The 24,650-nt window shown below is 70.0% G+C and carries 17 protein-coding genes; 12 read left to right on the top strand and 5 right to left on the bottom strand.

Annotation, left to right across the window (positions count from 1 at the left end):
* Nucleotides 1-359 precede the first annotated feature (359 nt).
* Together ABZ911_RS35310 and ABZ911_RS35305 are read left to right on the top strand one after the other, a co-directional pair.
* Nucleotides 360-881: a hypothetical protein gene (locus ABZ911_RS35310; protein ID WP_358066226.1), complete on the top strand. Its 522-nt coding sequence runs from the start codon at nucleotides 360-362 to the stop codon at nucleotides 879-881.
* A 409-nt stretch (nucleotides 882-1,290) separates the two neighbouring features.
* Nucleotides 1,291-1,680, top strand: a complete 390-nt coding sequence (locus tag ABZ911_RS35305) for a PPOX class F420-dependent oxidoreductase (RefSeq protein WP_358066223.1) — start codon at nucleotides 1,291-1,293, stop codon at nucleotides 1,678-1,680.
* Nucleotides 1,681-1,796: 116 nt separating this feature from the next.
* Here the strand turns inward: ABZ911_RS35305 and ABZ911_RS35300 are convergent, their stop codons facing one another.
* The 3 genes from ABZ911_RS35300 to ABZ911_RS35290 all read right to left on the bottom strand — a co-directional run bounded on the left by ABZ911_RS35300 (nucleotide 1,797) and on the right by ABZ911_RS35290 (nucleotide 3,186).
* Nucleotides 1,797-2,276, bottom strand: a complete 480-nt coding sequence (locus ABZ911_RS35300) for a hypothetical protein (protein WP_358066220.1) — start codon at nucleotides 2,274-2,276, stop codon at nucleotides 1,797-1,799.
* A 69-nt stretch (nucleotides 2,277-2,345) separates the two neighbouring features.
* A complete protein-coding gene (locus ABZ911_RS35295) occupies nucleotides 2,346-2,891 on the bottom strand; it encodes a hypothetical protein (RefSeq protein WP_358066217.1) in 546 nt (181 codons plus the stop codon).
* Nucleotides 2,806-3,186, bottom strand: coding sequence for a serine hydrolase domain-containing protein (locus ABZ911_RS35290; protein ID WP_358066214.1), 381 nt, complete (start codon nucleotides 3,184-3,186; stop codon nucleotides 2,806-2,808). The genes ABZ911_RS35295 and ABZ911_RS35290 overlap by 86 nt, the downstream gene beginning before the upstream one ends.
* A gap of 414 nt (nucleotides 3,187-3,600) precedes the next feature.
* On the opposite strand from ABZ911_RS35290, the gene ABZ911_RS35285 reads away from it, so the two are divergent.
* From ABZ911_RS35285 to ABZ911_RS35275, 3 genes are all read left to right on the top strand, one after another.
* Nucleotides 3,601-6,450 carry an AAA family ATPase gene (locus ABZ911_RS35285; RefSeq protein ID WP_358066211.1) on the top strand — a complete coding sequence of 950 codons (2,850 nt, stop codon included), beginning with the start codon at nucleotides 3,601-3,603 and terminating at the stop codon, nucleotides 6,448-6,450.
* 97 nt (nucleotides 6,451-6,547) lie between these two features.
* Nucleotides 6,548-6,691, top strand: coding sequence for a hypothetical protein (locus tag ABZ911_RS35280; protein ID WP_358066209.1), 144 nt, complete (start codon nucleotides 6,548-6,550; stop codon nucleotides 6,689-6,691).
* Nucleotides 6,692-6,730: 39 nt separating this feature from the next.
* Nucleotides 6,731-10,813 (top strand): S8 family serine peptidase, encoded by a 4,083-nt coding sequence (locus tag ABZ911_RS35275; RefSeq protein ID WP_358066206.1) that lies wholly within the window; start codon nucleotides 6,731-6,733, stop codon nucleotides 10,811-10,813.
* A 212-nt stretch (nucleotides 10,814-11,025) separates the two neighbouring features.
* Here ABZ911_RS35275 and ABZ911_RS35270 read toward each other — a convergent pair whose 3' ends face one another.
* Nucleotides 11,026-11,919, bottom strand: a complete 894-nt coding sequence (locus ABZ911_RS35270) for a S41 family peptidase (RefSeq protein WP_358066203.1) — start codon at nucleotides 11,917-11,919, stop codon at nucleotides 11,026-11,028.
* A 292-nt stretch (nucleotides 11,920-12,211) separates the two neighbouring features.
* Here ABZ911_RS35270 and ABZ911_RS35265 point away from each other — a divergent pair, with 292 nt between their 5' ends.
* From ABZ911_RS35265 to ABZ911_RS35235, 7 genes are all read left to right on the top strand, one after another.
* On the top strand, nucleotides 12,212-13,609 hold the full coding sequence (locus ABZ911_RS35265) for a serine hydrolase (RefSeq protein WP_358066200.1): 1,398 nt from the start codon (nucleotides 12,212-12,214) through the stop codon (nucleotides 13,607-13,609).
* Nucleotides 13,610-13,795: 186 nt separating this feature from the next.
* Nucleotides 13,796-15,826, top strand: coding sequence for an ABC transporter ATP-binding protein (locus tag ABZ911_RS35260; protein WP_358066197.1), 2,031 nt, complete (start codon nucleotides 13,796-13,798; stop codon nucleotides 15,824-15,826).
* 8 nt (nucleotides 15,827-15,834) lie between these two features.
* Nucleotides 15,835-16,773, top strand: a complete 939-nt coding sequence (locus ABZ911_RS35255; RefSeq protein ID WP_358066194.1) for an ABC transporter permease — start codon at nucleotides 15,835-15,837, stop codon at nucleotides 16,771-16,773.
* Entirely contained in the window at nucleotides 16,770-17,666 is an 897-nt protein-coding gene (locus ABZ911_RS35250) for an ABC transporter permease (RefSeq protein WP_358066191.1), read from the top strand. The genes ABZ911_RS35255 and ABZ911_RS35250 overlap by 4 nt, the downstream gene beginning before the upstream one ends.
* 157 nt (nucleotides 17,667-17,823) lie before the next feature.
* A complete protein-coding gene (locus ABZ911_RS35245; RefSeq protein ID WP_358066188.1) occupies nucleotides 17,824-19,692 on the top strand; it encodes an ABC transporter substrate-binding protein in 1,869 nt (622 codons plus the stop codon).
* A gap of 8 nt (nucleotides 19,693-19,700) precedes the next feature.
* Nucleotides 19,701-20,873, top strand: a complete 1,173-nt coding sequence (locus tag ABZ911_RS35240) for an erythromycin esterase family protein (RefSeq protein ID WP_358066185.1) — start codon at nucleotides 19,701-19,703, stop codon at nucleotides 20,871-20,873.
* Nucleotides 20,870-22,954, top strand: a complete 2,085-nt coding sequence (locus ABZ911_RS35235) for a prolyl oligopeptidase family serine peptidase (protein ID WP_358066182.1) — start codon at nucleotides 20,870-20,872, stop codon at nucleotides 22,952-22,954. The genes ABZ911_RS35240 and ABZ911_RS35235 overlap by 4 nt, the downstream gene beginning before the upstream one ends.
* Here ABZ911_RS35235 and ABZ911_RS35230 read toward each other — a convergent pair.
* Nucleotides 22,932-24,596, bottom strand: a complete 1,665-nt coding sequence (locus ABZ911_RS35230; RefSeq protein ID WP_358066179.1) for a helix-turn-helix domain-containing protein — start codon at nucleotides 24,594-24,596, stop codon at nucleotides 22,932-22,934. The two genes, ABZ911_RS35235 and ABZ911_RS35230, sit on opposite strands and share 23 nt — an antisense overlap.
* Between the last annotated feature and the right edge of the window lie 54 nt (nucleotides 24,597-24,650).

Genomic DNA, 24,650 nt, shown 5'->3' with positions numbered 1-24,650 from the left:
CGTACGGCAGATGCGCGCCGCGGACCTCAACCTGGTCGGCAGGACTACCTCACCTTCCCCAGGGCGCGCGGGCTGAGCCTGCCGCGCGTCTGGATCAGCTACGCCGGCGATACCGCAGCTCAGGGGTCTGGCGACGGTGCCGAACTCGCTGCTGGCGAGGCCTCGGCGGCCGCCGTGGTGTAGAGGATAGGAAGGCCGCTGGTCAACGAATTAGTGCGCCTGGCCAGTGCGTCTTTGTGCGATGAGCCGGGGACGAGGCTCCCTCACAGTGTTCCAGGGGTCCGGATCGACACATCATCGAGGGGAACCAGCGAATGTTCAGCACCAACACGAGTCGTCGCATGCTCAGAAGCACGGGTATGGCCCTGGGATTCGTCACCGTCCTGTTCACCGGCGCCGTGGCGCTGGCCGGACCGGCGTCGGCGGCCACCGTCACCGCGCAACTCGACAGCGGCAGGATCCTCGTCAACGGCAGCTCGGTGGACGACGGGATCGAGATCCAGCTCAACGCGACGGGCACCGTGGTGACCATCAGCAATACGCTCGGCTCGGTCGCGGCCGGTTCTGGATGCACGCAGGCGGGGGGCGCGGCGCAGTGCCCGGCCGGTGGGATCGATCGCGTCGACGTGTTCGCGGGGGACGGCATCGACGCGATCCGCAACAACACGAAGCTGCCGAGCACGCTCTCCGGCGACAACGGCATCGACACCGTCAACGGCGGCTCCGGCGCCGACATCCTGTTCGGCGGTTTCGGTGACGACACGCTCAACGGTCGCGGGGGCAATGACCGTCTGATCGGCAGTATCGGCACCGACACGCTCAACGGCGGCGCCGACAGCGACCGCTGCGACGGCGAAGTCGAGACCAACTGCGAGCTGTAGGCGCCCACACGACCGCCCCCGCCGGACGGACCGGCGGGGGCGGTTTGCCGTTCGTCGCGGCACCCGGCGGTCAGGATGGCGGCCAAGGCCTCGGTTCGATCGTTGCCCTCTTCTCGCAGGTCATAGGAAATGATCTCTTCTGGCGCATGAGGCACGTCGAACATGTGTCCAGGTGTTTCGGCCGAAACAACCTCGGAACAACCCCGGAGGGACGTTGGGCAAGGCCGTAACGATCGCAGGCGACAGCATGGCTCCGTACGAGGTCAAGGCGATCGACGCCACGGGCCTCCTTCATCGGCCCATGGCATCAAGCTTCCGAGGTCAGGCCATGCTTGGCGGCTCATCGCACGTTTCTTGACGGCACCTCGGTTTTGACTGCCGTCGATGTCAGGGTTTCATACTGACGTGCATGGTCTTCACCCAAGCAGAACTCGACTACCTGGCCACTCAGCGCATCGGGCGGCTGGCCACCATCTCGCCTGACGGGCAGGTACAGAACAACCCGACCAACTTCTTCGTCGACGGCGGCGCCGGCACGATCGTCATCGGCGGGCACGCGCTGGGCACGTCGAAGAAGTTCCGGAACGTCCTGCAAGGGAGCACGGTCGCGTTCGTCGTGGACGACCTGGCGACGGTCGATCCGTGGGCACCCCGGGGCATCGAAATCCGGGGCACGGCGGTGACGTTGAAAGATCACGAGCCGCCCCTGCCATATTTCTCCCGGGAGATCATCAAGGTCACCCCCATCAAGATCGTCTCGTGGGGACTGGACGGGCCGCGAGCGAGCCGTACAGTGTGAAATCTCGCTTGTGGCTCGTCTCTGAACGTCGACCCCGTAATCGATGTCGGACGCTGAACCCGTCAGGCTCAACGGCGTCCGCTTGCTCTTGTGGAGCAGGCGGTGGTGGAACTCGTTCAAGACGATGGCCGCTGGGGCGTGCCGGTCGATGATCGCGGCAGTCGCGGGCGGGACGTCATCGGGCTGTCGTCCCGCGATCCATTCCCGCAGGAACGCCTGCTGGTCAGGGCTAGCCCGAAGTCGGCGAAGTGGACCTGCTGGCCGTCGGTCAGGATGTTGGCGAAATGGGCGTCGAAGTGGACGAGCCCGCGAGAGCTCATGAAGGCGGTTCCGCGTGCCAGAGCTTCCTCCGCCCAGGGGTACAGCGAGCCTTCTCCGCCGCCTGGCGCAGCCTTCCGCGAGTCGGCCAGCCAGGCGCCGAGAGTCTGCGGCACGTGTTCCAGGAAGAGCACCAGACTCGATGTTGAGCGGCCGACGGCCTCCAGGCGTTCACGGACGGCCGGCGAGCCCTCCCAGTACGCGACCGCCCCATCGATGCCGCCGAATTCGACGTACCCCTCGGGTGGGGTGTCGGGCAGAACCCGCCAGTGGTACATCAGGGGAAAGCCTTCGTACTCCCCTCCGAGGACCAGGCTCTCCCAACCGAGCAGCCCGCAAGATCGAGGCTAGCCGTTCATGAGTAGGGCGAGGCGGTCCCAAGCTGGGGATGAGGCTCCGGGCTGGGATTGTGCGGCCAACCGGGCGATGGCCGGGTTGTGGACGGGGCGGGTCTCGGATCGGCTGGGGTGATTGGTGAACCAGTACCGGGTACGGTCCGCGAGGGCGGGGAGGCGGGGATCGTTCGGCGACCAGTCGTAGGCGGCGTCATGTTCGAGGTAGAGGGCGCGGAACTCGGGATCGGTTATGAACTCGCGTTTTTCGGCGATCCACAGGGAGGCGTCCTCGGGCGATGCTGTTTGCATGAGGATCCAGCCGTCGCGTTCCAGGTGCATCTGGCGCTCGCTGACGCCGAGTTCGCGCAAATCGTCGAGATAGTCGGCGACTTCCGGGGAAACGAAAAGCCGGTCGCCGCAGCGCAGCTGGGCGAGTTGGTCGCGCGTTCGTCCCAGCTGCGCGATGCGGTCCTCAAGGTCGTGATCGATCTCGGCGATGGCCGCCGTGAGCGTCTCCGGGTCGGCGTCGAGAAGGTCCCTGATACGGGCCAGTGGCACGCCCGCATTGGCCAAGGTACTTCACGACCGGCGAGTCGAGGTCCAGCAGCCCTCGGTCGACCTGCTGGAGGACCAGGGTGGTGGTCAGCACCTTGGTGACAGAGCCGAAGAGGAATCCCGTGTCTTTGAGCATCGGTGCGCCGGTGGCGACGTTCGCGGTGCCGTGGGCGACGACGATCTGCTCGCCGGCGTGGTAGACGCCGGCGACGAACCCGGGGACGTTGTCGGACTCGCAGTAGGCGGCGGCCTGCTCGCTGATCTGGGCTTCGGCGGTGTGCAGTGCGTTGTTGTTCATGCAGAACATCGTCGAACCTTGACCTTGGGGCAAGGTCAAGCTCGGATTGTCCTGGCTCAGCGGACTTGAAGCGGCTCACTACATCTGATGCGGAAGGAGCGACGACCTGGTGCCACGACTCAACCAATCTGATACCGCCCAACTCGGGGGGCCGGAGAGCATCTTCGAGTTCGGCCTGCACCGCATGCTCGACGGCGTCGCGGCCATGCTCGACGAACCCCGGTCGTGAACGGTGCCCGGCGGTCGGACTCGTGTCGATCGCGTCGCAGGGCACGGGCGAGCCGGTGGCGGGGCTTGCTGTATGAATTGATCACAACTGTGGTGGTTCAGGGCTCCGAGTCCTAGTCGTGGAACTGGGCCAGGTGAGTGGAGGCGAGCCTGATGGCGTTGGACGGCGATACGGTCGCGGGACGGGTGATCTCTCCGGTCCTGGTCGGGCGCGAGGAGGAGTTACGGCGCCTGGTCTCCGCTGTGAGCCGCCCGCCCGCCGTCGTGGTCCTGGAGGGCGAGGCCGGCATCGGGAAGACCCGGCTGCTGGCGGAGATGCAGGCGCAGCCCGAGATGGCCGGTCGGCTGCTGCTCGGCGGCGGCGCCCGGCGGATCAGGGAGCCGTTCCCCCTGGGGCCGCTGGTGGAGGCGCTGCGCGGCACGGGTGAGCTGCTGGGGCGGGCGGAGCTGTCGCCGGTCGCGGGCGCTTTGCGGGGACTACTGCCGGAGCTGGCGGACGTGCTGCCGCCGCCGCTGGAGCCGCTGGACGACCGGGCGGCCGAGCGCCACCGGCTGTTCCGCGGCCTCGCCGAGGTGCTGGGCGCGCTGGGACCCGTGGTGCTGGTCGTGGAGGACCTGCACTGGGCGGACGAGCAGACGGTCGAGTTCCTCGCCTACGTGCTCGCGGTCCTGCCGGTCCGGATGTCGGTGGTGCTCACCTACCGGGGCGAGGAGGCCGACGCGCTGATCAGGGAGGCGACGGGACGCCCCGCTGACTCGGTCTTCCACGATCACATCCTGCTGAAGACCTTGGACGCCGGGCAGACGGGCGAGCTCGCCGCCTCGATCCTCGACGAGGAGGGCGTCACGGCGGACTTCGGGGCGCACCTGCACGAGCTGTCGTCTGGGTTGCCGCTGGCGGTGCAGGAGCTGATGGCGCTGCTGCGCGAGCGGGGCGCGCTGATCAGGCTGCGCAGCGGGCGGTGGGCGCGCAAGGCGCTGGCGGAGCTCGACGTGCCGCCAGGGGTCCGCGACTCCGTGCGCGAGCGGGTGGCCAGGCTGCCCGAGGCGGCGCGCGTGGTGGCCGAGGCGGCGGCGGTGCTTCAGGTGCCGGTACGGCTGGGCGTGCTGGCGCGGGTAGGCGGGCTGCCGAAGGCCGAGACCGTGGCCGGGGTGGACGAGCTGCTGGTCTCCGGCCTGCTGGTCGAGCAGGCGGGCGCGGTGGTCTTCCGGCACGTGCTGGCCGCACAGGCGGTGTACGGCGGGATCCCCCTCGGGCGGCGGCAGGACCTGCACGCGCGGGCGGCCTCGGCCGTACGGGCGGTGGAGCCGGTGCCGCTCGGCCAGGAGGCCCACCACCTGCGCCAGGCCGGGCAGATGCGGGAGTGGGTGGAGGCCGCCGACCAGGCCGCCGAGCAGGCCTCGCAGCTCGGCGACGACGCCGAGGCCGTACGGATTCTCGAGGATGTGCTGCGCAACGCGCCGCTGGACCCTGGCCGCAGGGGGCGCCTGGCGGTGCGGCTGGGCTGGGCCGCCGCACAGGTGCTGCGCCCTCCTGAGGTGATCGACCTGCTGTCGCAGGCGCTGAAGTCGGAGCAGCCCGGCCCGTCGCGCGGCCAGCTGCACTTCCTGATCGGCCTCCTCCAGGAGAGGCTCGGCGAGGAGCCCGGCGTGCAGCGCCGCGCCTTCGCCGCGGCGGTCGACGACCTCGCCGACCGGCCCGACCTCGCGGCGTGGGTGATGGCCGCGCTCGGCAGGCCGATGGACGTGAGCGTGCCGCTGGCCGAGCACACCTTCTGGCTGGTTCGGGCCCTGGAGGCGGTGCCGGCCATCGGCGATCCGGTCGAGGAGGTCTTCGTGCTCGGCAAGATCGCGGCATCGCTGTGCGGAAACGGCGATCCGCGCTGGGCCGGGCTGTCCGAGGAGGTCCGCCGCAGGACCGGCGGCAGACCCAGGCACCGCCAAGAGGTGGGCGCCTACCGGTCCATCGCGGAGAACGCCTGCTTCGCGGGGAACTTCGCGGTCGCCGACCAGCTGCTGACCGCGGCCATGCGGGGGGCGGCGGGCGAGGAGTCCTCGAGGGAGCCGCTCTCGCGCTGCCGGTTGGTCGCGCTCCTGCTGGCCTACTGCCGCGGCGAGTGGGACGGGCTGGAGCAGGAGACCGCGCTGCTTCTCGAGGAGTACGGCGGCCGCCCGTTCGACCGCATCACCGCCGAGACCGTCGCGGCCTGCCTGGCGCTCGCGCACGGCGACCTCGACACCGCCCGGCGCGATCTGCCCGACGTCGTCCAGCGCGTTCTGGTCCTGGGCGGCTACGAGTTGCTTCCGCTGTCCGTCGCCGGGTTCCTCAGGCTGTCCACCGCACGCGGCGAGCCCGAGGCGGCGCTGGCGGCGACCGGCGCGGCGGTCGCGGTGTGGGAGACCAAGGGGCTCTGGCCGATGGCGGTACGGGCGCTGCCCGCGCTGGCCGAGGCGATGGCGGCCGCGGGCAGGCTCGACGAGGCGGCCCGCCTGGTCGATCGGCTGTCCGTGCAGCTCGACGGCCTGGACGCGCCGATGACCGCGGCCGCGGTGCCGCACGCGCGCGGGCATCTCGCGGCCGGAGAGGCGGCCGCCGCGGCGGAGTACCTCATGGCCGCGGCCGCCTACGACCGGCTGGGCGCGCCGTACGAGGCGGCCCAGGCGCGCGAGCTGGCTGCCTGGCGGCTGTTCGCCGCTGGGGACCCGCGAGCCGAGGAGCCGCTGCGCGCGGCGATCACGACGTTCCAGGAACTGGCCGCCCGGTGGGACCTGGACCGCGCGGCGCAGCTGGCCCGCAGGCACGGGGTGACGGTGCGGGGCCGCTACCCCGGTGGCCCGCAGGGTTACGGGGCGGACCTGTCACCCAGGGAGCGGGAGATCGCCGAGATGGCCGCCGCGGGGCTGACCAACAGGGAGATCGGCCAGCAGCTGTTCGTCTCGCCCAGAACGGTCGAGAAGCATCTCGGCGCCGCGCTGCGCAAGCTCGGGCTGCGCTCCCGTGCCGCACTCGGCGCGCACCTGGGCGTCGAGCGCTGAGCCCGCCGTACCCCCGTAGTGCCCTGCCCGGCCTCGGCCCGCTGAATGGGGTGCCCTACCCATAGTCCCCGCGGGCCGCGCAGGCGACGCTTACGGCATGTCCGAAACCGACTCCACGGATGGCCGTCCGGCCGACACCGCCCCAGAGGCCGGCGCAGACCAGAAAGGACCGGTGTCTTCGCCGGACGAGCCGGCCGTCGAACCCCTCGACGACGCCCCCGAGGGATTCGAGCCCGTCTGATCTCCCCTCCCCCTTCAGTAGCCGAAAGGGCAGTTCCGCATGTCCCCACGCAGATCACCTGACCGTCCTCCCCCCTTCCTCCGCCGCAGGAGCGCGCTCCTCGCGGCCTCGACCCTGGTGCTGGGCACCCTGGTGGCGCCGGGCACGGCCGCCGTCGCCCAGGAACAGGAGCCGGCACCCGCCGCCCCCCTTCCCGGCCAGGTCACCGGCCCGATCGCGCTGAGCGGGGTGGGCCCGGGCTCGCGCACGATCACCCTGGTCACCGGGGACAAGGTGCGGCTGAGCGACGCCGGCGGCGGCAAGTACGCCGTGAACCCCGAGGCGAGCATCCGCCCCGACGGGACCCGTGCCCGTTTATCCACCCTGGCCACCCCGGACGGGGTGTACGTCACCCCCAGCGACGCCGCTCCGGCCATCCAGGCCGGACGCCTGGACCGGGAGCTGTTCAACGTCACCTACCTGGCGGAGAACGGCTACGCCGACGACGCGGCCAAGCACCTTCCTGTCATCGTGCAGTACCCGAAGCAGCAGAGCGACGCCGCCGTCGCCTCCGCCGCCAAGGCGATTCCGGCCAGCGAGCCGGTGCTCACCCTGGAGAGCGTCAATGCCTCCGCGGTCAAGGTCACCAAGGCCGAGGCGGGCACGTTCTGGAACTTCGTGCGGGCCGTACCGGAGAAGAAGGGCGCGGACGGGATCGCGGGGCTGGCCAACGTGCCGGACACCCTGCGCGGCGGCATCGCCAAGGTGTGGCTGGACCGCAAGGTCAAGGCCGACCTGGACGTCAGTGTGCCGATGATCGGCGCGCCACAAGCGTGGGCGGGCGGGCACGACGGCACCGGCGTGAAGGTGGCCGTCCTGGACACCGGCATCGACACCACCCACCCCGACCTGGCCGGCAAGGTCGTCGCCGGCAAGTCCTTCATTCCCGGTGAGGAGATCAAGGACGGGCACGGTCACGGCACCCACGTGGCCTCCACCATCGCCGGGTCGGGCGCGGCGGCGAACGGCAAGTACAAGGGCGTCGCACCGGGCGCCCAGCTGATCATCGGCAAGGTCCTCGACAGCGCGGGCTCCGGCACGGACTCCGGCGCCATCGAGGGCATGGAATGGGCCGTGGCCAGCGGCGCCAAGGTGGTCAGCATGAGCCTGGGCAGCGGCCCCACCGACGGGACCGACCCGGCGAGCCAGGCGGTCAACGCGCTGAGCGCCTCCAGCGGCGCGCTGTTCGTGATCGCCGCGGGCAACTCCGGCGCCTCCGGCACCGAGACGGTCTCCTCCCCCGGTTCGGCCGACGCTGCCCTGACCGTGGCCGCGGTCGACAAGGAGGACAAGTGGGCGAGTTTCTCCAGCCAGGGGCCGCGCTTCGGTGATGGCGGGCTCAAGCCGGACATCGCCGCACCCGGCGTGGCGATCATCGCCGCGCGTGCCGCGGGCACCACGATGGGCACGCCGTTCGACGAGCACTACACGGCCGCGGCAGGCACCTCGATGGCCACCCCGCACGTGGCGGGAGCGGTGGCGATCCTGGCCCAGCAGCACCCGGACTGGACCGGCCAGCAGATCAAGGCCGCGCTGATGTCGACGTCCAAGGACGACGAGCTCAGTGTGTACAAGCAGGGAGCGGGCCGGGTCGACGTGGCCAGGGCGCACGCCCAGCAGGTCTTCGCCACCACCACCGGGCTCGACTTCGGCGCCCTCACGGACGAGGGCGAGCCCGCGAGCCGGAACCTGACCTACACCAACCTGAGCGGCCAGCCCGTCACCCTGACCCTCACGCCTGGCCTGCGCAAGTCCGACGGGAGCGTGGTGGAGGGCGCGCTCAGCGTGGCCGACACGACGCTGACCGTGCCCGCCTCGGGGACCGCGACGACCACCGTCAGCCTCGACTCCAAGGGCCTGGCCCTGGACACCTACACGGGTGTGGTGACCGCGGCCGCCGACGGCGTCCAGCTGCGCACCCCCGCCGGTGCGGTGCGCGAGGCGCCCAAGGCCACGCTCACCATCCACACCCTGGGCCGGGACGGCAAGCCGTACAGCCCCTGGGGCCAGGACACCATCGACGTGTCCGGCCACAAGGGCGTCATCGGCGGCACCGTGCTGACCGAGGTGGGGACCACGGTCGTCCGCGTCCCGCAGGGCGTCGTCAGCGTGACGCAGGGACTGGACTGGGTCGGCGACGACGACCGGTTCAACCTTGCGTTCCTGTTCCAGCCCGAGATCATCGTGAACGGTGACACGGAGATCACGCTCGATGCCCGGAAGCTGTCCGAGGTGCGCTTCACCACCCCGAAACCGGCCGAACCGCTGAACAACTCCCCCACCATGGCCTACCAGCGCACCGTGGCCGACGGCACCTCCTTCATGGGGGCCATATCGACGAACACGCCGATCGGCTCGTGGGCCCGGCTGTGGGCCCTGCCCACGGAGAAGGTCGCCAAGGGCGGGTTCCGCTTCCACTCCCGCTTCACCCTCGGCCAAAGCGAGGTGGCCATGAGCGTGCGCGGGCGGGGCGGGCTCACCCTGCACCCGGCCGCGCCGATGCACGGCTTCGACGTCTACGGAGAGCACCGGCAGCAGGACATCTTCCCCGACTTCCGGCCGTTCACCGGCACCCGTGATCTGGACGTCGTCGACGTCGGCGAGGGCAGGCCCGAGGACATCGCCGGACGTGACCTGCGCGGCAAGCTCGTCCTCATGGAGGCACCGAAGGCGGCGGGCCTGTTCGGCGACGTCTGCGGAGCGCAGATCGAGCGGATCGGCCCGATCCGCGACGCCGGCGCGGCCGCGATCGCGCACTTCCCGAAGCCCGGAACCGACTGCGCCATCCCCCTGAGCATCACGCAGAAGCCGTTCACCGGAGAGCCCAAGCCGGTCGGCATCCCCAACGTGTCCCTGCCTTCCCTCGAGGCGCTCGACCTGCGCGAGCGGCTCGCCGGCGGGGAGCGGCTCACCATTCAGGTGACCGGAACCGAGGAGTCGCCCTACACCTACACCTTCGCCCCGTACGAAGAGGGCCGCGTGCCCCGCTCGTTGCACTACACCTTCACCGAGCGCGACCTGGCCCGGATCGACTTGGACATCCACACTGTCGCACCGCAGCGCTACGGCGACTGGCGGTACGCGTGGAAGACCGACGACCTCCTCCCGCTGGTGTCGCAGCCTTCGGAGTGGGGCGCCCCCAGGCTCACCCTGCCGAAACGGCGTGACTGGGTCGGACCGCTCGACCCCGAGGTCGTCAGCTCGCACGGCATGTGGGAGATCTCCGATCCGCTGAGCTTCGACGATGCGCGACCGCAGTGGGCCCTGGAGGTGTTCGACAAGCCGATCCGCACCCGGCAGTCGTGGCTGACCGCCCCGTTCACGCCCGGCGCCGCGACCGGCTCGGACGCCCTCTACAAGCTCGCCAAACCGGGCGCGAACCTCGCCTGGAGCTTCCGGTGCATGATCTGCGTTCAGGGCGACAGCCTGTGGGCGGAATTCGAGCTCAGCAACGGCTCGCCGGGCACCAGACAGTACAGCGCCGACTACTGGGCCAACCCCTTCGAGCCCGGCATCGACGTCCGCCTCTACCGGGACGGCAAGGAGATCCCGCGCGCCCGCGTCGGCGGCACCGACGTCCTGCCGCTCTTCACCATGCCCGAAGGCCCGGGCAGCTACCGGCTGACCGCCAAGAACGCCCAGCACGACACCGAGTGGACCTTCACCACCCCGGTCGCGGCCGACCCCCTGCCCGGATCCTTCTGCTCCCTCGAAGCGCTGTACGGCACCGCGAAGCCCTGCAAGCCGGCCCCGGTCGTGTTCGTCGGCTACGACCTGGGCGACACCCTGGACGCCGCCAACAGTGTGCGTGCGGGCCGTACGCACCGCTTCACCGTCTCCCCCTACCACTCCCCGTCCGCCTCGAAGATGCCCGACATCGCCGGCCTGAAGCTCTGGGCCAGCACCGACGACGGCGCCACCTACACCCGCGTCGACGTCAAGCGTGAGAAGGACGGCACCTACACGGCGAAGGCCCGCTACGGGTCAGCCAAGGGCGCCGTCACCCTCAAGGTCGAGGCCTGGGACAAGGCAGGCAACACCGTCAAGCAGACCACCGTCCGCGCCTTCAACCTCCGCGACTAGCAGCCACTGGGAGCGGGCGGACCCCGGGTCCGCCCGCTCACTCACGCTCCCATCAGCACGGTCTCGATGAAATCGCGGCGCTTCGGAGGCGGCGCGGGCCAGCCGCAGGGTCGACTGCCATCGGGCTGAACGACGCAAAGCGCGGGATCTGATCGAGGCGACCTTGAATTTCTGCGAGCTGGAGGGCCGGTTCCCCGAGGAGCGCCCCGCGCCTATACGCCGAGGAGCCCCAGTGCGGCCTTGAGTGCCGTGTCGAGTGCCTGGTCCGCCGAGACGGGTACATCGGGGACCACTCCAACGCCTTCCCAGTTGGTGCCGGTGACGCTGTTGATGGTCCGGGCGGTCGGTACTGTCACGAGGATGTGCTCGGTGACCGCGTGGCGGGCCGTCGGATGCGCCCCGCCACGTGTCGTCTCACCAACGAGGACCGCCCGGCCGTGCGCCTGAAGGGTGTACGCCACGTCCTCGCCCCCGGAGAACGTGATCGCGCTGGTGAGCACATAGACCGGGCGGTCCGCATAGCGCGGCGCGGGAAGGTGCGCGGTCGTCCAGAACTGGCGTGTGGCACCGGTGGACCGCTCGTAAATGTCGTTGAGGTGCACCTGGTCATCGCGGAAGAAGTAGCTGCACCACATCGCGGCCCCCTCCGGGGCCCCGCCAAGGCATGCGCGCAGGTCCAGGATGAGCGCGGAGCTGTGGGCGACCAGTTGCATGGCCGCGCCGATTGCGCCGGCGCCTTCGTCGGCGTACGCGATGCGCCGGACGTCGATGAGCCCGACGTTCCCGTCCAAGTGCTCGACGCGGCGGACTCCCTGATTCTCCGCCCTGAGCAGCGCGAGGAACGCGGCCCGGCCCTTGTCCTCGTCCGCCGAATCCAGCGACTGCGGCTGGTCCACCCAGAGCAGCCGCAGATGCTTGTCCGGGCACACCTCCTGAAGGTGAGCGGTCACCGTCTCGCAGAGCACCGGCCCGTCCAGGTCGCCGTACTCGCCTGCCGCGAGACGGCGCCGGATCGCGGCGTCGATGTCCACGGTCTTCTCGGGAAAGACGTACCCTGTCTCGATTCGGTCCAGGGCCTGTTCGATAATCTGTTCGTTTGTGAGCACGGCGCGCCATCATAGGCCGCGTACAGCCTCATGACCAGCGATTTGCGGCGAAGCACCACCCCTCCGAGGCCCATGGCATCGACTGCTCGACACGGGCGGACCGGCAGTTGGGCGCAGCAGGCCCTCCCTCATTTCAACAACCCCGAAGATCGTTTCACCGTACTCAACCTCTGTGGTCAGTACACCTAGGACTTGGCCGACCCCACGAAACGGCGTATCGGCCGTGGTGGGAGCGTACGAACGCTGCCGTTCCCGCCAGTCCTATGCTCGTCCGGGAATTGAGCCAGGAGGGATGCCGATGTCGAAGCTGGATGAGGTTGGTGCGTGGCTGGGGCACCGGCTGCCGGATGTGCTCGCCGGAAGCCGGGTGCCGGGGGCGGCGGTGGCGGTCTGCGCGGGTGGCGAGGTGGTCGACGGCGCGGCTGGGGTGCTGAGCACAGCCACGGGCGTCGAGGCCACGGTCGACTCGCTCTTCCAGATCGGCTCGATCACCAAGGTGTTGACCGCGACGCTGGCCATGCAACTGGTCGACGAGGAGAAGCTGGACCTCGACGCCCCGGTGCGGACCTATCTCCCCGAGTTCCGGATCGCCGACGAGCGGGCTGCCGAGCGGGTGACCGTGCGGCAGCTGATGTGTCACGTCGCGGGGTTCGAGGGAGACATCTTCACCGACACCGGCAAGGGCGACGACTGCATCGAGAAGTTCCTGGGCGCTCTGCACCAGGTGCCGCAGCTGTTCGAGCCGGGCGAGATGTTCTCGTACAACAACGCCGGCTTCTGCGTGCTGGGCCGGATCGTCGAGAGCGTCCGGGGGAAACCGTTCGACGACTGCATGAGGACGCACCTGTTCGAGCCCCTGGGCCTGACCCATGCCGCGAACGATCCATACGAGGCGATCATCCACCGTACGGCGGTGGGGCACATCGAGCGGACGCCGGGCGGCCAGCTGGAGCCGACCCACGTCTGGGCGTTGGCCCGCTCGAACGCGCCGGCCGGGTCGATGCTGGCGATGCGTGCTCGCGACCTGCTGGCCTTCGCTCGCATGCACCTCGCCGGTGGCCTGGGTCCGGACGGCAGCCCCGTACTGAGCCCGGCGAGCGTCAGGGCGATGCGGCAGCCGCAGATCGAGCAGCCCGACATCAACCAGGGCGCCGCCTGGGGCCTGGGGTGGGAGCTCTTCGATCTTTCCGGCCCCACCGTTTTCGGCCACGACGGCAACACCATCGGCCAGTCGGCGTTCCTGCGCGTGGTGCCGGAGCGGGACGTGGCGCTGGTGATCGTCACCAATGGCGGGTCGCCGAAGCAGGTGTTCCGCGAGATCGCGGGGCACGTGCTCCACGAGCTTGGCGGTGTCGAACTGCCCAGGCAGCCGGTGCCCGATCCGGCTGCGCCTGCGCTGGACGCCTCTCGGTACGTGGGCACCTATGTGTCGAGCACGAGTGAGACCACGGTGAGCCTGGACGAGGAGGGGCGGCTGTGGTTGGAGCGCATTCCCATGGGAGTCACCGCAGAGCTGGACGAGGCACCGTATCGGACTGAGCTGATCGCCTGGCGCGGCGATGCGTTGCTCCCGGTCGAGCCCGAGGGCGGCGTCCGCGCGCCGCTCGCGTTCCTTGGCGACGACGGAGAGGGACGCGCAGCTTACCTGCACACCGGGCGGGCCGATAAGCGTGTGCCCGGATCGTCCTGATTTTAGTGCCCGCACCCCGACGATCAGTTCGTCCGGGCGGACAAATGCAGGCCCGAAGGTTCGATGGACGCAACAAACACCACCAGGGGGCTTGCGTCCCACTATCGTCGGGTGGATTTGGAGAGCACTACCGTGATCACGGCCGATGGTTCCGGGAACACACGCGGGCCTGCGGACGGCGATCGCGTGCTGACGATTCGCGACCTGTCGGTCGAGATCCGGCGCGGCGAAAGGGGCGTCCGGCCCGTCTCGGACGTCAACCTGGTGCTGAACCGGGGCGAGACCCTGGGCATCGTCGGCGAGACCGGGTCCGGCAAGTCCATGACCGGTCTCGCGATCATGGGCATGCTCCCGGCCGGAGGCCGGGTGACCAGCGGCTCGATCGACTTTGGCGGCAAGGAACTTGTCGGGCTTCCCGCAGCGCAGTACCGGGCCATCCGCGGCAACGACATCGCGATGGTGTTCCAGGACTCGATGACGGCGTTGAACCCGACCCGGCGGATCGGCGAGCAGGTCGCCGAACCGGTGCGCCTGCACCATGGCGCGTCGAAGCGAGCGGCGCGCCGACGCGCTGAGGAGATGCTCGCCCTGGTCGGGCTGCCGCGGCCGGCCGAGCGGCTGGACGATTACCCGCACCAGCTCTCGGGCGGCATGCGGCAACGCGTGATGATCGCGATGGCGCTGGTCTGCCAGCCGCGCGTCGTCATCGCCGACGAACCGACCACGGCGCTCGACGTCACCATCCAGGCGGAGATCCTCGAGCTCCTCGACGACCTCAAGTCCCGGCTGGGCATGTCGATGATCCTCATCACGCACGACATGGGGGTGATCGCCCGGCATGCCGACCGCGTCGGGGTGATGTACGGCGGGCGCGTCGCCGAGACCGGGCCGACGCCCGCGCTCTTCAGCCGGACGCGGCACCGCTACACGCACGCGCTGCTGTCCTCGATCCCTTCGCTCACCCATGACCGGAGCGAGGAGCTCTTCAGCATCCCGGGCGCGCCGCCGGACCTGACCGTGGCCCAGGTCGGCTGTCCCTTCGCGCCGCGCTGTGACGCCGCGACGGACCGGTGCCGCGAGGAGAAGCCCGCACTGTCGGTGGAGGAGGACGGCCACGCCCACGCGTGCTGGCACCCGGCCTCCGGTCCAACGGTCAGGGCCCGCTCGCGGTTCGTCACCTCGCCGGCGATCCTCCCCGAGCAAGGAGCGGCGCCGCGGTTGCGCGTCGTCGACCTCAGGCGCGAGTACCCGGCGGGCAGCGCGGGTCTCTTCGGCGGGCGCCGCACCGTGAAGGCGGTGTCCGGCGTGAGTTTCGAGGTGGCCGATGGCGAGACGTTCGGGCTGGTCGGAGAGTCGGGCTGCGGCAAGTCGTCGCTGGGCAGGATGCTCGTGGCCCTGGACCGGCCCACCTCCGGCGAGGTGATCTTCGATGGCGAATCGGTCACCAGGATGAGCGCGCGTGCGCTCGGGCCCCGCCGTACACAGCTGCAGATGATGTTCCAGGACTCCAACGCCTCCCTCGACCCTCGGATGCGCATCGGCACGATCCTTCGTGAACCCCTGGCGATCCAGGGCGTCGGCAGCCGAGCCGAGAGGACCGCTCGTGCTCACGAGCTGCTGCGGGATGTGGGACTGCCCGCGAGCGTCATGGAGCGCTACCCCTACGAGCTCTCCGGTGGCCAGCGACAGCGTGTCGGCCTGGCCCGCGCGCTCGCCCTGGACCCGAAGGTGCTGGTCGCCGACGAGCCGGTCAGCGCGCTGGACGTCTCCATCCGCTCCCAGGTCCTCAACCTGATGCGCCGCCTCCAACTCGAGCGCGGGCTCAGCAGTGTGGTGATCTCCCACGACCTCGCGGTCGTGCGGTACCTGGCCGACCGGGTCGGTGTCATGTACCTGGGCAAGCTAGTCGAGACCGGCACCACCGAGGAGGTGTACGGCTCCGCCGCGCACCCCTACACGGCGGGGCTGCTCGCGGCGGTCCCGGACGCGGACCCGGAGACGCGGCGTCCGCAGGTGAGCGCGAGGGTGCGCGGTGAGCTGCCGAGCCCCATCGATCCGCCCAGCGGCTGCCGGTTCCGAACCCGGTGCGCGCTGGCGACCGAGCTGTGCGCCGAGGTGGAGCCCCCCTTGCAGCCGGTCACCGACACCCAGCAGGTCGCCTGCCACCACCCGTTGCAGCCGAAGCAGATCTCGCGGAGAGGGGAATCGCACCCATGACGTGGTACGTGGTCCGACGTCTGGCGATCTCGCTCCTAGTCCTGCTCGGGATTTCCGTGGCCGTCTTCCTCCTTCTGCACCTCGTGTCGGACAGCCCCGGGCGCGTCGTCCTGGGACAGCGCGCCTCGCCCGAGGCGGTGGCGGACTTCAACCGCGAGCACGGGTTCGACCGCCCGGTCGTCGTGCAGTACGTCAGCTACCTCGACCAGCTGATGCACGGCGACCTGGGGAGGTCCTACAAGCTCAACGAGAACGTGGGGACCCTGTTGTGGCAGAACGCCGGCCGTAGCGCGATGCTCTCGCTGGCCGGCCTGGTCCTGGCGCTGCTGATCGCCATCCCGCTCGGTATCCTGCAGGCGGTCAAACGCAACAGCTTCGCCGACCGGGTCGCCACAGCGGCGTCGTACGTGCTCTACGCGACGCCGTCGTTCCTGCTCGGGCTGATACTGATCGCGCTCTTCAGCCAGTCCCTGCCCATCTTCCCGGCCGAGGCGTCCCAGTCGCACTCGCCGTGGGTGGTCTTCACCGATCCGCGAGCCATGGCGCTTCCCGTGGTCACGCTCGCCGTGACCAGCGTCGCGATCTTCGCCCAGTACCAGCGCTCCTCCGCCCTGGACCAGCTCGGTCAGGACTACATCAGGGTCGCGCGAGCCAAGGGACTCCCGGAGCGGCTGATCTTGATACGCCACCTGCTGCGGAACGCCTGCCTGCCGCTGATCATGCTGGTCGGCACGCTCATTCCGACGCTCCTGGCGGGCAACCTGATCGTCGAGTCGCTCTTCAACTACCCCGGCCTGGGTCTGCTGTTCCTCAACAGCCTGCAGCGCGAGGACTACCCGGTGCTCCTGGCCTACACCCTCATCGGCGGCGTCCTGACCGTGGCCGGCAACTTCATCGCCGACATCATGGTCGCGGCCGCCGACCGCCGAATCGAGCTGAGAAAATGACCTCACACGATGTGGACGCCATGACCGCCGCGACGGACACGGCGGTGCGGAACCCGGTCTCGATCCGGTCGGTGCCGCGCTGGTTGCGGCAGAATCCGCTCGGTCTCACCGGCGGCCTGCTCCTGGTGCTCCTGGTCGGGTTCTGCTTTCTCGGCCCGCTGTTCTACCAGACCAACCAGACCGATGTGGACCTGGTCAACGCGGCCCTGCCCCCTGGCCCGGGACACCCGCTCGGGACGGACACGAACGGGTTCGACGTGCTCGGGCGGCTGATGGCAGGCGGCCAGGTCTCCCTGCAGATCGGGCTCCTCGCCGCGCTCTTCGCGACCACGATCGGCACCGTCTACGGCGCCGTCGCCGGACTCGCCGGGGGAGTGGTCGACGGGTTCCTGATGCGGCTGGTCGACATCATGCTGTCGATTCCCTTCCTGTTCTTCGTCCTGATCCTGTCGGCTCGCTTCCACGCGAACGCCCTGTCGTTGAGTCTCGTCATCGGCGGCTTCTCCTGGCTCGTCTCCGCCCGGCTGGTCCGCGGTGAGGTCCTGACGCTGCGGGTCCGGGAGTTCGTGCTGGCCGCGAAGGTGATGGGGGCGTCCCGCCGACGGATCATCCTCACCCACCTGATCCCGAACGCGCTCGGGGTGATCATCGTCAACATCACCTTCCAGGTCGCCGACGCGGTCCTCGTCGTCGCCGCCCTGGGATTCCTGGGCTTCGGCCTGACCTACCCCACAGCGGACTGGGGCAGTCAGCTCGCCAGCGGCGTCACCTACATCTCCGCCGACTACTGGTGGCTGATCTACCCCGCCGGTGCCTGCGTCATCCTCACCGTGCTGGCGCTCAACCTGCTCGCGGACGCGCTCCGGGACGCGGTCGGGCGACGGGGCGATTGAGGACCTGTCCACCACGACGGACGCGGGTACGCGGAATTGTCGGGCCGACCAAACACGGGTGGATGCCGGTGGGGCATCTTCGACCCACGCCGCGGAGGTCCCGGCCACGTGTCCACACCCCTCCGCACATCTCCACCCCACATGTAGGGAGCTATCAATGACGCACGTGTCCGGCATGCAGCGAGGACGTCTCGCCGTGGCGCTCGCCGCCGTGGTCGCCATGCTCGCTACAGCGTGCAGCGGCGGCGGCGGCGGGGGCACGACGAAGGACGTCGCCAGCAGCTACAACACTCCGCCGAAGCAGACGGGCAGCCCCAAGGACGGCGGGACGGCGACGGTCGCGTTGACCCCGGGTCTCAGCCCCAACTACATCTACCCCTACCCGCCGGCGGCCGCCAACGGGACCGTCATCGCCCGCGGGCTGATGTGGCGTTCCCTCTACCGGCCCAGCGGAGAGGGCGACCAGATCGCGGACGCCGAGCTGAGCCTGGCCGAGCCGCCCACCTACAGCCCCGACCGCAAGACCGTGACCATCAAGATGAAGGACTACAAGTGGTCCAACGGCACCCCGGTCACAGCCGATGACGTCGTCTTCTCCCTGGCGCTGCTCAAGGCCGCACTCGCGGAGAGCCCGGCCAACTGGAGCTTCTACACCCCGGGCCAGTTCCCCGACGGAGTCACCGCGCAGGCCACCAAGCCGGACACGCTCACCCTCAAGCTGGAGACCGCGTACAACCCGTCGTACCTGCTGTCCATGCTGACGCTGCTGTACGTGATGCCCTCCACGGAGTGGAACATCGCCGGCTCCGGGGGCCCGCACCTGGACTACAAGCAGCCGAAGCACGCGAAGGCGATCTACAAGTACCTCACGAAGGAGTCCGAGTCCCAGTCCACGTTCGCCGGCAACCCGCTCTGGCAGGTGGTCAACGGCCCGTACCGGCTCAAGAGCTTCGACCCGACGACCGGTTCGTTCTCCCTGGCCCGCAACGAGTCCTACAGCGGTCCCGGCGAGTCGCGGCTCGACCAGATCGACTTCAAGGCCTTCACCTCCGCCGCCGCGGTGCTCAACCAGTTCAAGGCCGGCAACCTGACCGTCGGCACGCTGGACTCCAGCTACGTCACCCAGATCGACGCGCTGAAGGCCAAGGGCTACAACGTCTACGGCGCCCCCGCGCCCGCCCGGTTCGACTCGTTGACCATCAACTTCAAGAACACCGTCGACAACTTCGACAAGGTCATCTCGCAGGCGTACGTCCGGCAGGCCCTGCAGCGCCTGATCGACCAGCAGGGTTACATCGCCAGCAGGGGCATCTACAACGGCGCCGGCTCCCCGAACTACAGCACGGCGGGCAACGACTCCCCCTACCCGCCAGCGTTCGGCGACCAGCCGCCTTACCCGTACGACCCCGCCGCCGCCGAGAAGCTGCTCACCGACAACGGCTGGAAGGTGGCGCCGAACGGCTCCACCACCTGTGAGCGCCCCGGCACCGGGACCGGCGAGTGCGGCGCCGGCATCCCGAAGGGGCAGACGATCAGCTTCACCCTGGCCTCCGCCAACAGCCCGGCCTTCGTCGGCGCCCGCGACGTCGCGTTCGCGTCGGCGGCCAAGAAGCTCGGCATCGAGGTCAAGATCGTGACCAAGTCGCTCAACTACATGTACGCCAACTACGGCAACACCTTCGCACCCGCCACCAAGAACCAGTGGGCGATGCAGGACTACGGGCCCCTGTACCTGGCGGCGGGGTACCCGAGCAGCAACACGGTGTTCAACACGGACGGCAGCTTCAACCTGGGCAGCTACCAGAACGCCGAGGTGGACAAGTTGATCAAGGCCTCGACCTTCGGGGCGGACGAGAAGTCCCTCGCGACCGAGGTGAACGCCCTCGCCGAGGACCTGCCCGTCCTCTTCTTCCCGACCCCGCACACCCTGGTCGTGTGGAAGGACACACTGTCCGGTCCGCAGTCGTCGTTCAACGCCCTGATCAGCTTCCTCTACACCCCAGAACTGTGGTACTTCCACCGCTAGGAGCACCTGTGATCCTCGACCTCGACAATCTCGACATGGTGCGTGACCTGGTCGGCGATGCGCGGGTGGTGGCCCTCGGCGAGGGCGCGCACAACATCACGGAGTTCTACGAGCTCAAGGACCGGCTGCTGCGGACTCTCGTCCGGGAGCTCGGGTTCTCGGGCTTCGTGATGGAGTCCGGCTTCGCCGAGGGACTGACCGTCAACGAGTGGATCCACGAAGGTCCGGGCGAGGTCGAGGCGGTCGCCCGGACCGGCATCACCTACGGGTTCGGCGAGTGCGAGGCGATGCGGCGGCAGTTGCGCTGGATGCGCCGGTGGAACTCCGAGAGCCCGGCGAAGGTCAACTTCTACGGGATGGACCTTCCCGGCTCCTCCACCTCACCCGGGCCGGCCGTACGCGCCTGCCTCGACCGGATGCCGGGACGCCCGGGTGATGAGGAGATCCTTCGCCTGAGCGACCTGGGGGGGCGGACGGAGGCGGCGGTCCGCTACCAGGCCATGCCCGCCACCGATCGGGCCCGCTTGATCGAGGGCCTGCGTGCTCTGGTTGAGCGCGCGGCCTTGCACGACGACGAGGTCGTGCGCCGGTGCGCGGCCTCGCTCCACGCCTTCGTCGCGGAACTGGACGCACCCGCGGCTGGGCCGTACCCAAGGGAGGTGTTCATGGCGGAGACCGTGAGCTGGGTCCTGGAGCGAGAGCGGCGCATCGTCGTGAGCGCCCACAACGCCCATGTCCGGCGCACGCCGTTCCTGGGCCGGCCGATGATGGGCGGCCTGCTCGCCTCCTCGCTCGGCGCCGGCCTGGTCGTCATCGGGATGACCTACGGCTCCGGTCCGGAGGTCCGGTTCACGCAGCGCTCGCCGCGCCCGTTCGACTGCGACGTCTCCCTCGAAGCGCGAACCCTGCCGCCGCCGAACTGCATCGAGTCGCGGCTGGACCGCCTCGGCCCGCCGGTGGCCGCCGTCGACCTCCGCCGTGCGCCGAGCGAGTTCTTCGACGGCGTCGACGGCACGCTCGCCAACGGTGGTCTCGACCCCGTCGACGACTTTCCGGCGGCCTACGACGCGGTCATCCACGTCCGCGGGGCCACCCGGGTCCCCGGTGCGTTCGAGCGGCTCCGCGCGGAGCTCGGGGCAGCCGACGCAAGCCAGTCCCTTGAAGAGCCGGAGTCACTGTGACCGTTCCTTACCCGCCCACTCGCACCGTCGAGGTCTTCGAGGACGTCGCGGGCGTCCGCGTCCCGGATCCGTACCGCTGGCTGGAGGGGGAGAGCCAGGACGTACGGCGATGGCAGCGGCGGCAGGCCGAGCTCGCCACCGCCCTCATCTACGACGGGCAGGACCCGGCGGCCGTCCGGGACCTGATCCAGGCGTACGACACCGGCTCCCGTCCGGCCCTGCCGAAGTACGCGGCCGGCCGCTGGTTCCGCGCCGTGACCCCGCCGGACAGTGCGGCGCCCACGGTGGTCGTCGCCGACCAGCCGTTCGGCGCCGGACGACCGGTGATCGACCTGGCGGAGTTCGGCAGCGACGAGAACCCGGCGTTCCTGTCCTGGCTGGCGCCCGCGCCGGACGGCCGCGTCCTGGCCCTGGGCATCTGCACCGACGGCAGCGAGCACAACACCATCCGGCTCGTCGAGGTGGCCTCGGGGCGGCTGCACGACGGCGCGCCCGAGCAGGTCCTGCACAGCGCGTGGGCCGGCGGTGTCTCGTGGCTGCCCGACAGCAGCGGCTTCTACTTCTTCGCCCTCACCGGCTCACCGCAGGAGTTCCGGCAAGCGGTGTTCCTCCACCGGCTCGGCACGCTGCCAGGGAAGACCACCGTGGAACCGATCCCGGTCGGAGAAGGTTCCCGGGAGTACACGCTCGTCCAGATGTCGCCGGACAGCCGGTGGGCCGTCGCCAGCCATCGAGTGGGCAGCCCGATCCCTGTCGCGGTTCGCGACCTGTCCGAGCCGGGGACGGCGTGGCGTCCCTTCGTCACCGAGTGTCCCGGGACGATCGCCGGCCATGTCGTCGGCGACCGCTACATCGCCGTGACCGATGTCGCAGCCCCTCGCGGGCGAGTGGTCGCCATCCCGCTCGACGCGGCGAATCCCCACGACCCGGCAGAGTGGACCGAGCTCGTCCCGGAAGGCGACACGGTGCTGCGGTCCCTCTTCCCGGTCGGTGAGCACCTGTACCTCAGCGAGTTCGACCAGACGTTCGCCAAGGTCCGAATCATCGATCACTCGGGCGCCACCACCGGTGAGGTCCCCCTCCCCGGCCGCGGCGCGCTCGCCGCTCCCTTCTTCGCGCTGACCGCCCTGGCCGTCGGCGCTCCCGCGGCCGACTTCGTCTTCGCCTTCTCCACACTGACCAGCTCCTGGGGCGTCTACCGGCACCGCCCAGGCGAGACGGAGCTCGAGACGCTGTCAGCCCCGACGGTCACCCTCGACGCCGAGCTGGAAGCGGGGTGGGCCGTCGCACCTGACGGCGTCGCGGTCCCGTACCACGTGGTGCGCCCGGCTGGGAGCGACGCGACGCGCGCGGCACCGACACTGATCTCCGCGTACGGCGCGGCGAACGTGCCCCTCCTGCCCCAGTACCAGCCCGACATGGCCGCCTTCGTCGCCGCCGGCGGCGTCCTCGTCCAGGCGTACCTGCGCGGGGGCGGTGAGTTCGGCCGGGACTGGTACCAGGCCGCACATCGGGAGAAGCGACACGTCCGCGACTCCGACCTCGTCGCGGTCGCCGAGCACCTCATCGCCAAGGGCCTCACGACCGCCGACCAGCTCGCGTTGACCGGGGGGTCCGACGGCGGCCTGATGTGCGGAGTCGCCGTCACCACGCGGCCCGACCTGTGGCGTGCCGTACTGCCGCGAGCGCCTCTGCTGGATCTCATCGGCGGCACCCGCGACCCCTACCTCGACTTCGTCATCCGCAAAGCCTGGGCGGACCCGGACGATCCGGCGGAGGTCCACCGGCTCCTCGGGCTGTCGCCGTACCATCTGGTCAGCCCCGGTGTCTTTCCGGCGGTCTACATCCAGGCCGGGGCGACCGATCCGCGGTGCCGGCCCTGGCACGCGCGCAAGTTCGCCGCACGGATGCAGGCCGCCCAGGAGGGAGAGGCACCGATCCTGCTGCATGTCTTCGGCAACGCCGGCCACGGCGCGGCGACCCCCCATGACGTCGCGGTCGCGCAGGACGCCGAATGGTTGGCGTTCCTGGTCAAGACACTCGACCTGCGGGGCCGTCTCAGTCGTCCGGGGCCGACCTGATGGACATCAGGCGCAGCTGCAGCATGGCCGACAGGCGCGCGTTCGGGTCTTTGAGGTCGATGCGGCCGACCTCGGCCGCGCGACGCAGCCGGTAGCGGAACGTGTTGGGGTGCACGAACATCGTGGCGGAAGCCACTGCGACGTCGCCGAAGGCGTCGAGCCAGGTGCGCAGCGTCTCGACCAGACTGGTCTGCTGCTCCTTGTCGTAGGCGACGATGCGCGCGACGGAGCCGCTGGGGATGTCTCCGCGCGGAACGAGATCGGCGAGCTCGAGCAACAGCGCCTCGACGTGGACGTCGTCCAGGAGAGCCACCTGCTGCCCGGCGATTCCGGACCGCAGGACGCGCAACGCTCGTTCGGCCCCCGAGCGCGATCGGGCGAGTGCCGAACTGTCCTTGGCGAGCTGTCCCACCCCGACCAGTGGGCGCAGGCGGGAACCGACGCGAGCCAGGAACTCGGTGGCGATCCAGACGGCACGTTCCTCGGCGTCCTGCCGGTTCTGCGGAAGGGGGAGGATGCCGTAGGCGACGTCGCCGATCAGCGCTGCGGTGGCGCGCGGGTGCACGGCGGACAGGTGCATGGCGAACGCGTCGGCGAGCCGCTTCCGTTCGGTGGCGAGCTGCGCCGGCAGGGGATGCTCGGTCGTCGAACCGACGACGGTGAGCGCGAGGACGACCGCAGGCTCGTCCTTCAGGCCGAGACGGCGAACCGCGTCGAGCGATCCCGGTGCGCTTTCGAGGGCGGTGCTCAACAGCTCCGCCCGCAGCCGTCGCTCCATGTCCGCGTCGGCACGCTGCCACACCATGTGCATCGCGACGAGCTTGGACGCCTCGTAGAGCGCTTGGCTGCGTTCCTCGCTCAGGGGCTCGGGAACGACCACCCAGATCGTGCCGAGAATCTCGTCCCCGGCGCGCACCGCAATCGCCGCACGGGGCATCTCGGGCGGCTGCAACGTGTCGCCCGTCTCGGGCAGAGGTGCCACGAAAACGGGTCTGTCGCTGCGATACATCGCCTGGAACACCCCGCGCTCCTCCAGGATGCGGGTGTATTGCTCCGGGACCTGCCGACCGAGGATCGTCTGGACCCGTGACGGGTCCACCTCCTCCTGTCGACTCGAGAAGGCCAGCAGGCGCGAGTTGCGGTCCTCGATGGTGACGGGTGCGTCGAGCAGTGCGGCAATGGCGTTGGCGACCGCGAAGAGATCACCGGACCGGATCCGGCCGAACGTGGGGGCATCGGTGTTGTACAGGCCGCTCTCGGCGGTCAACGTCCGGAGCATCCCCGTCAGGTGCGTCCACGATGCACCGCGGGCGAACGCGAGGACCGCCACACCCGATGCGCGTGCCGCCGCGACGAGCCGCTCATCGGGTACGACAGGCGCACGGACCACCAGCCCGGCGGCATCGCGCTGCCCGAGCCGGGTCACGACCCGCGCGATGTCGGCGAGATCATGCAGGCCGACGCCCATCACCAGCGCGTTCCTCGGCAGCTCCGGCTCGTCGAGCGTGTCGTAGATGACGACGCCGCCGATGTCGTGGGCAAGCTCGACGTCGCCACAGACCACGTCGAGCAGCGTGGTACCGAGTTCCTCCAGGACGCGCCCGAGGCCGGCTCGCGGGAGGCTGGTCACGGGGACAAGCACGCGCCTGAAGCTAGCGCAGCGCGGGTGCGTCGTCGTTCGTTCTGCATGACGAAA

The sequence above is a fragment of the Nonomuraea sp. NPDC046570 genome, assembly GCF_040645915.1.
Taxonomy (GTDB): Bacteria; Actinomycetota; Actinomycetes; order Streptosporangiales; family Streptosporangiaceae; genus Nonomuraea.
This window is presented reverse-complemented; position numbering and strand designations above follow the sequence as displayed.